General features: G+C 31.4%; 11 protein-coding genes, 1 other RNA gene and 1 pseudogene. 11 read left to right on the forward strand and 2 right to left on the reverse strand.

Annotated features, from left to right (window positions below):
* Window positions 1-63 precede the first annotated feature (63 nt).
* The 9 genes and pseudogenes from serS to PF021_RS05370 all read left to right on the forward strand — a co-directional run bounded on the left by serS (window position 64) and on the right by PF021_RS05370 (window position 13,184).
* Window positions 64-1,344 carry a serine--tRNA ligase gene (serS, locus tag PF021_RS05325; protein ID WP_271021395.1) on the forward strand — a complete coding sequence of 427 codons (1,281 nt, stop codon included), beginning with the start codon at window positions 64-66 and terminating at the stop codon, window positions 1,342-1,344.
* A gap of 4 nt (window positions 1,345-1,348) precedes the next feature.
* The gene (locus PF021_RS05330; RefSeq protein WP_271021396.1) at window positions 1,349-3,727 is read left to right on the forward strand and encodes a tetratricopeptide repeat protein; all 2,379 of its coding nucleotides are present in this window, start codon (window positions 1,349-1,351) and stop codon (window positions 3,725-3,727) included.
* A gap of 46 nt (window positions 3,728-3,773) precedes the next feature.
* The gene (gatA, locus tag PF021_RS05335) at window positions 3,774-5,114 is read left to right on the forward strand and encodes an Asp-tRNA(Asn)/Glu-tRNA(Gln) amidotransferase subunit GatA (protein WP_271021498.1); all 1,341 of its coding nucleotides are present in this window, start codon (window positions 3,774-3,776) and stop codon (window positions 5,112-5,114) included.
* Window positions 5,115-5,123: 9 nt separating this feature from the next.
* Window positions 5,124-6,572 carry an IMP dehydrogenase gene (guaB, locus tag PF021_RS05340; protein WP_271021397.1) on the forward strand — a complete coding sequence of 483 codons (1,449 nt, stop codon included), beginning with the start codon at window positions 5,124-5,126 and terminating at the stop codon, window positions 6,570-6,572.
* A gap of 107 nt (window positions 6,573-6,679) precedes the next feature.
* Window positions 6,680-10,404 (forward strand): annotated as a pseudogene (locus PF021_RS05350) (type IIG restriction enzyme/methyltransferase).
* Entirely contained in the window at window positions 10,405-11,028 is a 624-nt protein-coding gene (locus PF021_RS05355; RefSeq protein ID WP_271021399.1) for a sce7726 family protein, read from the forward strand.
* On the forward strand, window positions 11,025-11,570 hold the full coding sequence (locus tag PF021_RS05360) for a hypothetical protein (protein WP_271021400.1): 546 nt from the start codon (window positions 11,025-11,027) through the stop codon (window positions 11,568-11,570). Before PF021_RS05355 ends, PF021_RS05360 begins: the two co-directional genes overlap by 4 nt.
* Window positions 11,571-11,585: 15 nt before the next feature.
* Window positions 11,586-12,131, forward strand: a complete 546-nt coding sequence (locus PF021_RS05365; protein ID WP_271021401.1) for an ImmA/IrrE family metallo-endopeptidase — start codon at window positions 11,586-11,588, stop codon at window positions 12,129-12,131.
* The gene (locus PF021_RS05370; protein WP_271021402.1) at window positions 12,132-13,184 is read left to right on the forward strand and encodes a beta family protein; all 1,053 of its coding nucleotides are present in this window, start codon (window positions 12,132-12,134) and stop codon (window positions 13,182-13,184) included.
* Window positions 13,185-13,293: 109 nt separating this feature from the next.
* On the opposite strand, the gene ffs is transcribed toward PF021_RS05370, so the two are convergent.
* Window positions 13,294-13,391, reverse strand: an RNA gene (gene ffs / locus PF021_RS05375) — signal recognition particle sRNA small type.
* A 41-nt stretch (window positions 13,392-13,432) separates the two neighbouring features.
* Window positions 13,433-14,197 carry a dipeptidase PepE gene (pepE, locus tag PF021_RS05380; RefSeq protein ID WP_271021500.1) on the reverse strand — a complete coding sequence of 255 codons (765 nt, stop codon included), beginning with the start codon at window positions 14,195-14,197 and terminating at the stop codon, window positions 13,433-13,435.
* A gap of 257 nt (window positions 14,198-14,454) precedes the next feature.
* Between pepE and PF021_RS05385 the strand changes: the two genes are divergently transcribed.
* Both PF021_RS05385 and PF021_RS05390 read left to right on the forward strand, forming a co-directional pair.
* On the forward strand, window positions 14,455-15,570 hold the full coding sequence (locus PF021_RS05385; protein WP_271021403.1) for a pyridoxal-phosphate-dependent aminotransferase family protein: 1,116 nt from the start codon (window positions 14,455-14,457) through the stop codon (window positions 15,568-15,570).
* Complete coding sequence (locus PF021_RS05390; protein WP_271021404.1) at window positions 15,570-16,622, forward strand: NAD-dependent epimerase; 1,053 nt, start codon at window positions 15,570-15,572, stop codon at window positions 16,620-16,622. The genes PF021_RS05385 and PF021_RS05390 overlap by 1 nt, the downstream gene beginning before the upstream one ends.
* Window positions 16,623-16,632 lie beyond the last annotated feature (10 nt).

Consider the following 16,632-nt stretch of genomic DNA (forward strand, 5'->3'; position numbering starts at 1 on the left):
TACAAAAAAATTAAACTATTTTTCGTTAAAATTCTACGATTAACTTGCTATTTAGGATTATCTATGATTGATTTAAAACTACTAATAAACAACTTTGAAGGCACAATTAAAGAATTATCAAAACGAAACATAGATAAAAACTTTTTAAACACCCTAAAAGAAACAAGCATAGCATACAAAAACAAAAAAACATCACTAGAAGAACTACAAGCTACACAAAATGCCAAAAGCAAAATGTTTGCACAATACAAACAAGAAGGCAAAGATATAAATTTACTAAAAGAAGAATGCGACAAATTAAAAATAGAAATATCAAATGAACTAAAAGAAGTAACCGCACTAGAAGAAAAACTACAAAATTTATCTCATATAATCCCAAACATACCAGATAATAAGACGCCTTTTGGCAAAGATGAAAATGATAATGTAGAAATAAAAAAGGTATTAACTCCAAAGAGTTTTTCCTTCACTCCAAAAGAACATTGGGAGTTAGCAGAAATAAATGGTTGGATAGATTTTGAAAGAGGCGTTAAGTTGGCTAAAAGCAGATTTAGCGTATTTATGGGGCTTGGTGCGAAATTAGAGAGAGCACTTATTAATTATATGCTTGATTTTAATACAAAGCATGGCTTTAATGAGATTCAAACTCCAGCCATTGTTAATTCAGAAATGATGTTTGGAACAGGACAACTACCAAAATTCGAAAATGATTTATTTAAGATTTCAGATTCAACTTTTGATGATGACACCAAAAAGGGACATGATTTATATCTTATCCCAACTGCAGAAGTTACGCTAACAAATCTATATCATGATGAAATAATAGATATAAACAAACTACCACTAATGATGACTGCATATACACCATGCTTTAGAAAAGAAGCAGGAAGTGCTGGAAGGGACACAAGAGGGATAATAAGGCAACACCAATTTGACAAAGTAGAATTAGTAGCAATAACCTCACAAAAAGATAGTGATGAAATGCAAAATAAAATGGTTACATGTGCTTCTTTGTTGCTAGAATCTTTAGGATTACCACATAGATTAGTGCAATTATGCGGTGGGGATTTAGGCTTTAGTGCTAGCAATACTATTGATATTGAAGTGTGGCTACCAGGACAAAATTGTTATAGAGAAATTAGCTCCATTTCTAATACAAGAGACTTTCAAGCAAGAAGGGCTAAGATAAGATACAAAGATGAAAACAAAAAAAATATACTAGCACATACGCTAAATGGCTCAAGTTTAGCAGTTGGCAGAACTTTAGTTGCCATCATGGAAAATTATCAAACAGAAAATGGTGAAATACAAATACCAGAAGTCTTAAGAGAGTATCTAAGGTAAATAAATGGCTGATAATGATAATGTAATACGCCTTGATGATAACCTTAGTGATAACTTTGATATCTTTCAAGACATACTAAAAAAAGAACCAGAAGAAGTAAAGCCACCGAGTAAACTAGAAAAAATAACAAAATTCTTTAGTGAACACAAAAAATTAACAATTTTTCTAGCTTTATTGCTTGGATTTTTAATTTTGGGATTCATATTTTTAGTAGGACATTTCCTAAAAAATGAAACAGAACAACCAAAGCCAATAGAAAAAATAGCACCTCCAGAGTTCTCAATAGAAAAAGGTGAAGATATAATAAATAATGCTGAAGATTTAGAAAATCTAATCAAAAAAGCAAACTTCCTATATACAACAGGAAACAAAAGAGAAGCACTAGATTTATATGGAAAAATCTCAAACTACTCTGAAGCACTATCTAGCTATAATTTAGGTGTAGCACAAATGGAAGAAAAATCATATAAAGATTCAATATTATCATTCCAATCAACAATAACACTTGGTGATGATAGAGTAGCTAGCGCAATAAATGCCTCTGTATCGGCACTATACCTAAAAGAACCACTAACACAAAATTATTATCTACAATTAGCACAAGCTTACTTGCCATATTCTGGAAATCTTAAAATATACTCATATTTATATGCCCTAACACAATACTATAATAAAAACTACATAGAAGCTATATCACCACTTACAAACAGAAGTTCTCAATATTATGATGAAGAAAGTAACTACATGTTAGCTTCACTTTATTCTTATTTTAATAATGACAAAAAAGCAATCGAATATCTAAGCAAACACTCTTCTGATTCTGAAAACTGGTTTAACCTAGCATTACTTTATGCAAGAATCGGAGGATATGAAGAAGCAAACAATTTATTATTGCAATCAATAGGTGCTTTTGGGGAAACACTACAATCAAACATGGCTTTAGCACTAATAAAATTAAAACTAGCAGAATTTGGTGCTGCAGGATCAATTCTAGCTAAATACTCTGATAATAAAGAAGCAATAAAAGATAATCCATACCCAATACAAATCACTCTAAGAAAAGATTTCTTTGATGTAAATGTAGCACAAAAAAGATTCTGGTCTGAATTTAAAGGACTAAAACTAAATTCTTATGAAATTATTTTTTACTTTGCACCATACAAAGTTTTTGATGCTAAAGAGGCATTTAACATAATAGCTGAAGGTGGGATTAATATAAATATAGAAAATCTAAATGAAGCAAAAGAAGTATTGCTTAGAGGAAATACAATATCAAGGGTAAATAGAAACATCGCAAATGCAATATTAGAAACACTAAATGGAAATATACGAAATGCAAACAAGCTACTTCAAGCAGTATCCAACCAATATCCAAACCATTCGATTTTGCACTACAACTTGGGGGTAAATTATGCTCAAATGGGTGATTTTGACAAAGCATATCAGCACTTTATACGTTCATTCCACCTAAATCCTAAAGATGTCCAAACTGGAATATTTGCATTAATAACTGCAAAGCTAACATATAGGGATACTCAAAGATTAGAAAATGAGTTAGGAAGAGAAATATCAAACTATGAAGCCGATAAAAACGAGCAAGAATTTACTCAAGCTATGCTAAACTACGCAAGAAATGGAATCCCAGTGCCACTCGAATTCCTAGAAGATAAAAAAAGCAATAAAGCAATACACTATGCACTAAATCTAGCACAAGCAATAGAACTAAACGACAAAAGCCTAATGATACAATCAGCTACAAATCTAAAAGAAATAATGCCAAAAGATCCTCTAACAAACCTACTTGAACTATTAGCAATTAATTATGAAGATGATCCAAAAGCCTTATCATTAAAACTCCAAAACTACTATCAAGATAAAACAATAAATAAAGAACCAATATATTACGGACCTGCAGTAGTTAGAGAAATGTATGTCAAAGTAGCACATATAATAGGAACTCTACACTATGTGCAACAAGACCTAGATTATAGACTAATAACAGAACAAAATGAAGCAAGAGGTGTGATTCAAGCATTAGCTCTAACATATATATATCTACAAGAATTTGAAAAAGCCTTTACCTTATACAATAGTCTTATAGATGACTTTAAAGAAAATGACACTCAAACTCTATTTCTAACATCAGTTGCAGCAATAGGTGCTGGACATATTGAAAATGCAGCAGCACTATTGCAATTATCAAAGCTAGAATCACCAACAAACTATGAAACAAGAATCGCAAATGGTATCTTATATCTACAAGATCAAAATCTAAATGCTGCGGTCTCTCAATTCTCTCGTGTAGGGGATTTAAAAACTGCTTCGCAATATTTTGATTTCAAAATAGATACTTCACAACTATTGCAAGGCAATAAACTATAAATTTGTTATAATTCCAGAATTTTACAATGGAGATTCCAAAATGAGTATTCCAACCCTAAAAGAAGCACTACAACTAGATAAAGATGAAATACTACAACTAAAAGCAACCTTAAAAGAAAAAATAAAAAATAGTGATCTAAACGCTTATGTAGGAGAGATTTTAGACTATGAAGATAGTCTAGTTCCAATAGCCATTAAAGATAATATAAATGTAAAAAATTGGGAAATTACATGCTCTAGCAATATACTAAAAGGATATATCGCACCTTATAATGCAACTGCAATTTCTAATATGCTAAAAAATAGACTCTCTCCATTTGGCAGGACCAACATGGACGAATTTGCTATGGGAAGCACCACTGCTAGTAGTTGCTATGGAAAAACACTAAACCCAAAAGACAAAAGCAAAGTCCCAGGTGGAAGTAGCGGAGGAAGTGCTGCTGCGGTCGCAGGAGGCATTGCAATAGCCGCACTAGGAAGCGATACTGGTGGAAGCATTAGGCAACCCGCTAGTTTTTGTGGTTGTGTAGGACTAAAACCAACATATGGAAGAGTTAGCCGATATGGACTAGTAGCATATAGCTCAAGTTTAGATCAAATAGGACCAATTACACAAAATGTGGAAGATTGTGCTATTTTATTTGACGCTATAAGTGGTTATGATAGTTTAGATTCAACTTCTGCAAAGCTAGAATCTACAAATACATTTAAAAATCTAAACCCAAACAATAAAATGACAATCGCTATCATGCCTTCATTGCTAAAAGATGCAGAAGCAAACATACAAAATGCATATCAAAATACAATAGACATTCTAAGTAAAAATGGACATAAAATAGTAGAAAAAGAAATGCTAGATACAAGCTATATAATCTCTGCATATTACATAATATGCACAGCTGAAGCAAGTTCAAATCTAGCAAGATTCGATGGTGTTAGATATGGCAATAGAGCAAAAGATATAAATAACCTAAAAGAACTATACATAAAAACTAGATCACAAGGATTCGGCGAAGAAGTAAAAAGAAGAATCTTGCTTGGTTCATTTGTTCTTAGTAGCGGATATTACGATGCATACTATATAAAGGCACAAAAAGTTAGAACACTAATTGCAAGACAATACAATGAAATATTAAGCGAGTGTGATGCGATATTATCTCCTATTACACCTAGTATTGCATTTGGCTTTGATGATATTAAAACTCCACTACAAATGTATTTAGAAGATATATACACTATAGGAGTTAATCTAGCTGGACTTCCTGCTATCTCACTTCCTGTATGTGAAGATAATGGATTACCAATTGGTATGCAGCTAATAGGAAATGCTTTTGATGAGCAAAAGATTCTAGATCTTGCATTAAATTTGGAACAATCAATAAAATAAGGAGAAGCAATGAAAATAAGAGCGAGAGCATTAACATTTGAAGATGTATTATTAGTCCCTGCATATTCTGAAGTATTACCAAAAGAAGTATCTCTAAGCACCAAGTTAAGCAAGAATATAAAACTAAATATACCTCTAGTATCAGCCGCAATGGATACAGTTACAGAATACAAAACCGCAATAGCAATGGCAAGGCTTGGTGGCATAGGTATCATACATAAAAATATGGACGAGAAATCCCAAGCAGAACAAATAAAAAAGGTCAAAAAAAGTGAAAGTGGTGTAATACTAGATCCAATATATATAAGCCCAGATTCTACACTTCAACAAGCTAAAGAAATTACAGATTCTTACAAAATCTCCGGTGTACCAGTAGTAGATGATAGCGGTAGCCTAATAGGAATCCTAACAAATAGAGACATAAGGTTTGAGACAGATTTAAATAGATTAGTAAAAGAGGTAATGACAAAAGCACCTCTAATTACAGCACAAGTTGGCGTAAGCTTAGAAGAAGCAAAAGAAATAATGAATAAAAACAAAATAGAAAAGCTTCCAATAGTAAATGAAAGCGGGATTCTAAAAGGACTGATAACAATAAAAGACATACAAAAAAGAATAGAATATCCAAGATCAAACAAAGACGACTTCGGCAGACTTTGTGTTGGTGCTGCAATTGGTGTTAATCAATTTGATAGAGCATATGCATTAGTTGAAGCTGGAGCTGATGTATTAGTGCTAGATTCTGCACATGGACACAGCTATGGAATAATAGAAACTCTAAAGAAAATTAAAAAAGATCTAGTAGTAGATGTAATAGTTGGAAATATAGCCACAAGCAAAGCCGCAGAGGCTCTTATTGATGCTGGTGCTGATGGAGTAAAGGTTGGAATTGGACCGGGAAGCATATGCACAACTAGAATCGTAGCTGGAGTTGGAGTGCCACAAATAACTGCAATAGCTGATGTAGCTGAAGTATGTCACAAAAATGGGGTGCCACTAATAGCAGATGGTGGGATAAAATACTCTGGTGATATAGCAAAAGCCCTTGCGGCAGGAGCAAGTAGCGTTATGATAGGAAGTATGTTTGCAGGGACAGAAGAATCTCCGGGAGAGATGATAATCTATCAAGGAAGACAATATAAGAGTTATAGAGGAATGGGAAGTTTGGGCGCTATGAATAGGGGTAGCTCTGATAGATATTTCCAAGAAGGTGTAGCACGAGAAAAGTTAGTCCCAGAGGGTATAGAAGGTAGAGTTCCTTATAGAGGAAAGATTGCTGATATAGTATATCAAATGGTAGGTGGAATCTCTGCTTCTTTAGGTTATCTAGGTGCAAAAGACATAACGACACTATGGGATAAAGCTGAATTTGTAGAAATCACACAAAGCGGACTTAGAGAATCTCATGTGCATGATGTAATGATCACAAAAGAAGCACCAAACTATCATATAAACTAATCCTTAATATATCTAAATACAGGTAGCTTATATGCTATGCTGTATTCTAACACTAAAAACCAATCAAAGAATTTTGGGAATTCATTTCTACAATACAAGGAATAAACATGGTATATAGCAAAATACCTCTAAATATATTTCTAAAAGATTATAACCTACCCATACCTACAAAAGAATCTCTAAAAAGATTCCAAAAACATCTAAATAACTTCTTAAGAGAATGCCAAAAACAAACAACAAAAGATACGAGCGAGAGTGAGGAATTTCAAAAAAATCTTTTTGCAGATTTTTTAAAACAAGCATTTAGCTACCCAAAAATAAATACAAAACAAAGAATAGATCTTGCCATATATGAAAATGACGAAGTAAAAACATTCTTTGAAGTAAAATTAGTAGCCAATAAAAAAGAATTCCCAAAATCTCAAAACACACTAGATTTAAAAGCATTCTATGAAAGCTTACTATATTACATAAGAGAAAGGGAGCAAGGAAATAATCATATAAAATTCATATCTCTATGCACCATAGATACATTTTATATAATAAAATCAAAATACTTTGAAAAACTCTATCAAAAACAAAGACATACAAAAACACTACAAAGATGTAGGCGATGCAGATGTAAATAACAAAAGAACACAAACTTTCTACAAAAAAGCAAAAGATATTATAAACAAATTAGATACAGAAATAATCTTCACACATTTTACCATCAAAGATACAGATACTACCCTACTCTATCAGATCTTTAGCCCTCATATGCTACTTGGCAGAGAATCCAACTTTGATAGCAATGTGCTTAATCAAAATTTCTATGAAGAGCTACTCTATATTTTAGGACTAAAAGAAGATGGAAGCAATAAACTAATCAAGCTTAGCTCAACACCAAACACACTAAGCTATGTCATAAGAGAGAATCTAGGACTAGACATAGAACAAGATTTTGAAAAGATATTTAGCCTCATCACCCTATGGAATAACCGCATTTTATTTTTACGGCTTTTAGAATCTATGCTTATTTCTTTTAAGCACTTTGATAAACCATTTCTAAACCATGAAGATATACCAGACTTTAGGACGCTAAATTCATTGTTTTTTGAAGTATTAGCCATAAGGCAAAAGGATAGAAACAGCACCATACCTAAAGCACTGCAATCTATCCCTTATCTTAACTCAAGTCTTTTTGGCAAAAGCGAACTAGAAAAAGAGGGCAAAGAGATAAAGCTTTTAGATTCTAAACCACTAGAACTTTACAAAAAATCAATCCTAAAAGACACGCAAGGATCATTGCCACTCTTAGAATATCTATTTAGATTCTTAAATGCTTATAGCTTCACCACCACACCAAAAGATATACAAGATAACATTAAGATAAACCACGACAAACTCATAAACTCATCTGTGCTAGGACTTGTGTTTGAGAAGCTAAATGGCTATAAAGAAGGGAGCTTTTACACACCTAGCTTTATTACAAGCTATATGTGTAAAGAGAGTATAACGCAAATTATACTTAATAGATTCAATGAAGCATTTAGCTGGAATGCAAAAAACTTAAAAGACATACTCCACATAGCTAGAGAGCAAAACATATCTAAAGAATCATTACTCCAAACCCTCCTTAGCCTAAAAATATGCGATCCAGCAGTAGGAAGCGGACATTTTCTAGTCTCTGCGCTAAACGAAATCGTGCTTATCGCATATGAAATAGGATTGCTAGATTCACTAGATTTCAAAACCACGCTAAAGCTAGAAAATGATGAAATAGTAATAAGACAAAATGGAGATATATTTAGCTACACACGCCCAAGCGATGAGAATGAGCCACAGCACCAAATCCAAAAAGAACTATTCCACTTAAAAAAAGAAATAATAGAATCCTGCCTCTTTGGTGTGGATATAAATCCAAATTCTTGTGAAATCACAAAGCTACGCCTTTGGATAGAGTTACTGAAATATAGCTACTATATCTTTGATGATACAGACAACACAAACACCCTCCAAACACTGCCAAATATAGATATAAATATCAAATGCGGTAATTCTCTTATCTCTTATTTTGATATAACTCAAAGCCTTAACCACTACCCAAACATTAAGCAAAAAATGGAAGACTACAAAAAATCTGTCTCAAACTATAAGCAAGGATTCTACACAAGCAAAGCCGACATAGATAAAGACATCAAAAACCTAAAAGAAGCATTCAAAAAATTCTGCTTTAGAGATAAGTTCAAAAAAGAAATCAAAGCTTTTGAAAAAGAGTGCGATATATATAGTCAAAAATACGGCAACTACATAGCCAAAGACGACAAAGATCTCTCTATCTATGTCAAAGCGGGATTTTTCCTCGAGTTTGATGAGAAAGAAGCACAAATCGACTTTGCAAAACTACAAGACAAATACAACTCTATCTTTAATCTAGAATCAAACAAACCATTTGAATGGAGATTTGAATTCCCAGAAGCACTAGATGAGAGTGGAGATTTTAAAGGCTTTGATCTAATAATTGGCAATCCGCCTTATATTAAAGAAAGTGATAATAAAGAGCTTTTTGCAAATACAAAAATTAAGAACCTATCAAGGCAAAATGGACATTTGGTATCATTTTGTGGGTCGTGGATTTGACATATTAAAGAAAAATGGCTTTTTATCGTTTATCGTTACAAATAATTGGACTACAAATTCAGGGGCTAAAAAATTACGCAATATAGTTTTAGAAGAATCTAAAATTTTAAGTCTTATTGATTTTAACTCTTTTATGGTGTTTGATTCTGCAAGTATCCAAACAATGATAATGCAATTCCAAAAAACAAAGCCACCTAAAAATTATAAATTCCATTTTGCAAAAATCACGACCAAAACCCCAACTTATGAAGACTTACAAGATATTTTAAACAACAAAGAATCCAAAAATAACGAAATCTTAGAAATAAATTTTTCTCCAAAAGATTTTATAGGTAAAACTCTAAATTTTACAAAGAATGATTATGAAGAGATTTTTAATAAGATTCAAAAATATGGAAATTTTTATCTTAAAGAAAGTGAAGTGGCACAAGGGATAGTTTATCCGCAAGAAAATGTAAATAAAAAATCTTTAGGGATTTTGGGAGAGGGTTTTTGTATTGGTCAGGGTATTCAAAAACTAACAAAAGAAGAATTGAAACAATTGCAACTTCTAGAGTTTGAAAAAAGTCTTTTAAAGCCTATTTACGAAAGTGATGATATAAAGAAATATTTTGTTGAAAAAAATAATAATTTTTGGGTTATATATACAGATTCTTCATTTAAGAAGCCAAACTCTATGGATAATTATCCAAATTTAAAAAAGCATCTAGATAGATTTCAAAAAGTCATTACTTCAGACAATAAACCTTATGGACTACATAGAGCAAGAGACGAAAGGTTTTTTACAGGAAGTTCTAGAATTATCGCACTTAGAAAATGCGTAGGTGAACCCAAGTTTAGTTATGTTGACTTTGATTGTTATGTGTCGGCTACTTTTTATATTATAAAAACTCAAAAAATTGATACAAAATATTTAACTGCTATTTTAAATTCAAAACTTATCGCATTTTGGTTAAAACACAAAGGAAAAATGCAGGGCAATAATTATCAAATAGACAAAGAGCCTTTATTAAATATCCCTATCCCAAAAATAGATTCTACAAACAAGGCCTTAAGTGATGAGATAATAAGTCTAGTAGAGCAAATTTTAGAATCCAAAGCCAAAGACCCAACCACAGACACCAAAGAATTAGAATCTAAAATCGATAATTTGGCGTATAAATTGTATAATTTAAATAATGATGAGATAAAAATAATCGAAGGGAAATAGATGGAAGAAAAACGAATCAAGTGTTTATTCTTACAAGAATTAATCAAAAAACAACAAGAATTATTGTTAGCTTCCATAGAAGTCCCAGTTATTAGAGGAAAACGAAAATTTGATATTTTAACTATAGAAAAAGATAATATCATTGGATATGAGATTAAATCTTGCAAAGATAATCTTGCAAAACTTAATGATCAAATACAAGATTATCTCAAAATATGTGACAGAGTTTATGTAATACTTGACCAAAAATTCATAAATTCTAATTTAGAATTACCATGCAATGTAGGTGTTATTATTTTTTATAATCAATCAGGAAAATTTATCTTTAAAAAGATGGCAAAAAAAAATACTCCTCTTGCTTATTATCAAACATTCTTGATTACACAAAATAAAATTAAGGAGTATCGAAAAAATAGCAAACAGAATTCTTTTGAAATTAGACACCATATTGTTAAAAAGCTAAAAAAAAACGATTTAAAAGAAATAGTTATCAATGAATTGAAATATCGCTTTTTAGAAAATTTTTTACTTCTAAAACATGAAATAAAAAAAAATTCTAATACAATACATCTTGATGACTTATTTTTATTATCTGGTAAAACGTCTATTAAGGATAAGATTTGAAGAAATTTTTATCATCTGGCTTTTTTGTTTTAACTTTTTGGACTTTAATTTTTTTTATTTTATATTCTTTTGTATTATGGCTGACTTATGAGGCAATATCGCAAAACGCCTTTTTAATGGGAAATCATATTGATATACAAAAAGATATTAAAAAAAATTTAGAACAATTGATTACTGAAAGTAAATTGATTTCAGCAAAAGATTATTTTGGTTTTTATATGTCCTATTACAATAATTTTGTGCTGATTCTATCAGCAATCATTGGTTTATTTGGAATCTCATCATTTTTTTACTTAAAACGAAAGAATGATGAAAATATGAGAGATATTGAAAACAAAACAAGAGAAGAAGTTAAAAAATTTCTAGCAGATAAAGAAGTGGAAGTAAAGAAAATAATCAAGGAGGTTGCCAAGGAATATTCAGAAAATAATTCAATAACAGAAATTGAAGCAATTAAAAATCAACTTGACAAACTCACTAGAGAAATAGAAGAAATAAAAACATTGGGTTGCAAAGATTTAGAAATACCCTTCAAAGAATAAACAAGGAGTATATAAATGGCTTTTATTAGTAATAAGGGAAATAAAAACTTAGATACTTACAATAAGAAAACCATTGACGAAATATATCACCACGCAGAAAATCTAGGAATTGAAACTCAACCTTTTGATATATTTGCTTATATTAGTAATATCCCAGAAATTGATTATTGGGAAGATTATTTCGATGATGATATTTCTGGAAAAATAGAATATAGAACTAGTGGTATATATCAAATAGTTGTAAATAAATATCATTCTGTATCAAGAAAACGATTTACATTAGCACATGAATTTGCACATTTTGTTTTACATAAGGATTTTTTAAAACAAGGCAATAAGCTTGAAGATATTATCCTTTTTCGTTCTAGCAATGATACTGGAAATAAAAAAGAATTAGAAGCCAATCAATTTGCTGCAGACTTATTAATGCCCAAAATAATATTTGACACTGAAATAAAAAAAGGTAATAATAAAATAAATAGTTTGGCTGATTTTTTCAAAGTTTCATCTGCAGCAATCAAATATCGTGCTTTTAAACTAGGATATCTCAAGGAATATTAAATGAAGTTTTATTATTTTCCAATTTTAAAAAGTCGCGATGCAGAGTTGAGGGCATATGAAAAATTATCAGATACAGACAAAATAAAAATATTACCAATCTTAGAGCTAACAAGATCGAGAATTACTCAAAAAAATCAAAAAGGTTCTGTTGAAAAAAAAATGGAAGAAGTATCTAAGATTTTTGCCAATAACTACTTCATATTAGACTTGACTACAGAAGAAACTCTAGATAATGATGAGATACAAGATATGTTATTATCTAATAATGATGGCTACAAAAAATGGGTAGATTTTGTTATGAAATATAATAAGTTGGGACTTAATTTTATTCCATGCATTCACTATAATCCTGATTGCATAGATGATGTTTTAAAGCAAATAGAAGTTTTAAGTGTAAAATTTCCAACTTTAGCATTAAGATTAAATGCTTTAGATCCAGATAATCATAAATATCTTGAAGCAATAGAAAAATATTTAGATAAATGTATTGTAATTTTGGATGCTGAAAACCAGCAAAAAGACTTTGATTTTTTTAGTTATATTAAAATAATTTCAGATTTCAAAATCAAGGCAATAATTTATGCTTTTTCCTGTTTTCCCCCAACAGTTCCGATCTCAAATGAGGGAGAAGTTAAGAAATGTGATTTAGGTTTCAGTCGCCTCTATAGAGAATTTCCTAATGTTTATTATGGGGATTATACACTTACTACAGCTAGAAGATATGATATGCAAGCTAGGGGCTGGATTCCTAGAATTGATATTCCAAGCATAAAAAATAATAGAATAGAATTTTGGTATTGCAGATATCGAACTTCTGATACTATGGATACTGAGCATGCATATATTGAATGTGCAAAGAAGCTTTACAATGAGATTGAGATGTTAATTGATGAAAAAGAACCAACTTGGGGAGAAAAAGTTTTTCTAGATACAAAAAATGGTTATGTTGCAGGTAAAAATCCTTCTTTTTGGATTTCGGTAAGAAATAATATATATATGAGCAAAATGATTTCAAATGCTATTAATTCTTCTTGGAAGGCATTAGGGATGTAGGCTTTTGTGTAGCAGGATAAGTTTTGTCTCCCTCCAAAAAAACTGCGATAAAAAATTATATTGTGCCAAATTAGATTAAAGAAAATGCAAGAAACCAGAAGATAAAAACCTCCCTTAAGATACTTGCGGCACATCGATAACTTAGGTGCTCTGCTGTGTTCCCACCCTGAAGCATTACCCAAGAAACCAATTGCACAAGTCTCAAGAGAGGCAACTAGAATTATATGCTATGTTTTATAAAGCTTATATTAATTAATCTTAAACTCTGAACCTATACTTATCTTTTCTACCTCTTTTTGATACTGCATTTTAAGAAGTGGTGCTTTTTTATCCATTCCAAGCACTTTGACTTTATCTCCATTAATTAGCAACGCCACACCTTCAGGTAGTGCATAAATAGTAGAATCTTTATTTACGATTAAAAACTCTTCTAATCTCTCTTCCCTACTCTCCCCATTATGTCCAACTGGCTTACCAGAGATAAAGTGAGGGTTTATTTGATATGGGAATATATTTAGAGTTTCAAAAGATTCTGGCTCTACTATTGGCATATCATTTGTTGTTTGCATAGTTGCACCAGCTACATTTGACCCTGCAGACCAGCCAATATATGGTATCCCTGCTCTAACCCTTTCTTGTATTAGATCCATAATGTCATTATTATACATTTGATGAACAAGCTCAAAAGTATTGCCACCACCCACAAAAATAGCATCTGCTTTGTTTATCTCATCTTTTGCATTGCCTTTATGGATACTTACTATATTTACATTTATGCTCTTTAGTGCAGTTTTTACTTGAGATTCATACTCATTATAAGTTTTCCTAACTCCAGCATACGGAACAAATGCAATCCTTTTGCCTTCTAGCTTGTTTTGCTTTACAAAATCCTTTATCCAAGGCAGTGCATGAGTCAAATACCCAGTATCCTTGTAACCAGAGCTTGATAGCAACAATGCATTCTGTTTAGAAAAATCCTCTGCATACGCACAAACGCCTAGTGTAAATACCATACACACACCAAAAAATACCTTCAAAATCCAATCGTTTCTCATGTTTCCTCCTTAATATCAATGAGGTACACATTATTATAGAATCTTTATAAAAAATCAATAAATATTAAGCTTAAAAAATATAACTTTCAACTTGAGATTCAAGTCAAAAAATTGCAGAATTTTTATCTTATATGTTGTGGTGCAAAAGCTGTTAAGTTTTACTTGAGTTAAAATTAGATAGTATGCTTAATTTAAGGAATAGTTAGGAGAAAGACATGCTACTTTTTACGCCCGGACCTACACCAACACCAGAGTTCATACGAAACGCTCTAGCATTGCCAACAATACATCACAGAACACAAGAATTTGAATCTATATTCTCTGAAACCAGAGAACTACTAAAAGATATGATAAAAATGCCTGAAGTTCTAATGCTATCTAGCTCTGGTAGTGGGGCCATGGAAGCTAGTTTATTGACATTTTGTGCCAAAAAAGTGCTAACAATAAATAGTGGTAAATTTGGAGAAAGATTTAGCAAGATTGCAAATGCCTTTAACATACCATATATAGAAATCACCAATGAATGGGATACTCCTGCTGGATTAGAATGTGTGATAAATGCACTAAAAGCAAATCCTGATATAGATGCAATTTGTATGCAAGTGTGTGAGAGTGCTGGAGGGTTAAGACATTCTTATGAAGTTATAGCAAAAGCTATCAAGGAATACAACAAAGATGTTACCGTAATAATAGATGCAATAACAGCTATGGGTGTAGAACCTTTAGATGTATCAAATGTAGATGTTCTAATCGGTGGCTCACAAAAGGCATTTATGCTACCTGCTGGTATGAGTATCATAGGATTAAGTCAATTTGCACTAGAAAAGCTTGAATCTAGAAATGTAGGATTCTACTTTAATTTAAAAACTGAACTAAAAAACCAACAAAAAAATACAACTGCATGGAGTGCTCCTGTGAGCTTGGCAACTGGACTTTGTGCATTTCTAAAAGAAGCTAAAAAAATAGGCTATGAAAATATATATAAAGAAACAAAAGCACGATCACTAGCATGTGATTGCGTTATGGAAAACTTAGGATTAAGAATCTATCCAAAAATACCAGCACTAGCTATGACTACAGTTATAGACGATGATGCAGAAAAAGTAAGAAAAATGCTTAAAAATGATTTTAATGTAAATATAGCAGGTGGGCAAGATAGGCTAAAGGGCAAAATTTTTAGAATAAATCACATGGGAATTATACCTATACATGAGATAAGCTGGGTAGTTAATGCAATAGAACTTTGCTTATCAAAGCTAAAGAGAAGAGAGTTCAATGGACTTGCAAATCAAATATTCTTACAACAATATTATTCTATAATGGAGAGTTAATGAAAATTTTAGTTACAGGAACAGCAGGATTTATAGGATCATTTTTGGCTTTAAAACTAATACAAAGAGGCGATGAAGTAATAGGGCTTGATTGCATAAATGACTACTATGATGTAAATATCAAATATGGTAGATTAAAAAGAGCTGGAATCAATACATACAATATCGAGTATAATAAAATTATACAAAGCGATAAATATGAAAATTACAGATTCATAAAATTAAACCTAGAAGATAGAGAAAACTTAGAATCTCTATTTAAAGCAGAAAAATTTGATAAGGTTTGCAATCTAGCAGCACAAGCTGGAGTTAGATACTCTCTTGTAAATCCATATGCTTATATTGATAGCAACATAGTTGGGTTTATAAATATCCTAGAATGCTCAAGACATAATGACATAAAGCACTTGGCATACGCTTCTAGCTCATCTGTATATGGTTTAAATGAAAGTATGCCTTTTAGCACTAGTGACAATGTAGATCACCCAATAAGCCTATATGCTGCAAGCAAAAAGGGTAATGAGCTTATGGCACATACTTACTCTTATTTATTTAACCTACCAACTACTGGTTTAAGATTCTTCACCGTTTATGGTCCATGGGGTCGCCCTGATATGGCTTTATTTTTATTTACTAAAGCAATTTTAGAAGAAAGGGCTATTGATGTCTTTAATTATGGTGAAATGTTAAGAGACTTTACTTATATTGATGATATTGTAGAAGGTATAACAAGAGTGATTGATAATATCCCTACACCAAATCCAAACTGGAGTGGCAAGAATCCAGATCCACACAGCTCAAAAGCACCATATAAAATATATAATATAGGAAATAATAATCCTGTTAGACTAATGGATTTTATAAGTGCAATAGAAGAAGAAATAGGAAAAGTAGCCACGAAAAATATGCTACCTCTTCAAGCAGGTGATGTGCCTTCTACTTATGCAAATGTAGATGATTTAATAGAAGAACTAGATTATAAACCAAATACACCAATTAAGGTTGGTATTAAAAATTTCGTATCTTGGTATAGAGAATTTTATAATATTTAAAGGAAAGAAT

Source organism: Helicobacter ibis (genome assembly GCF_027859255.1).
Lineage (GTDB): Bacteria > Campylobacterota > Campylobacteria > Campylobacterales > Helicobacteraceae > Helicobacter_D > Helicobacter_D ibis.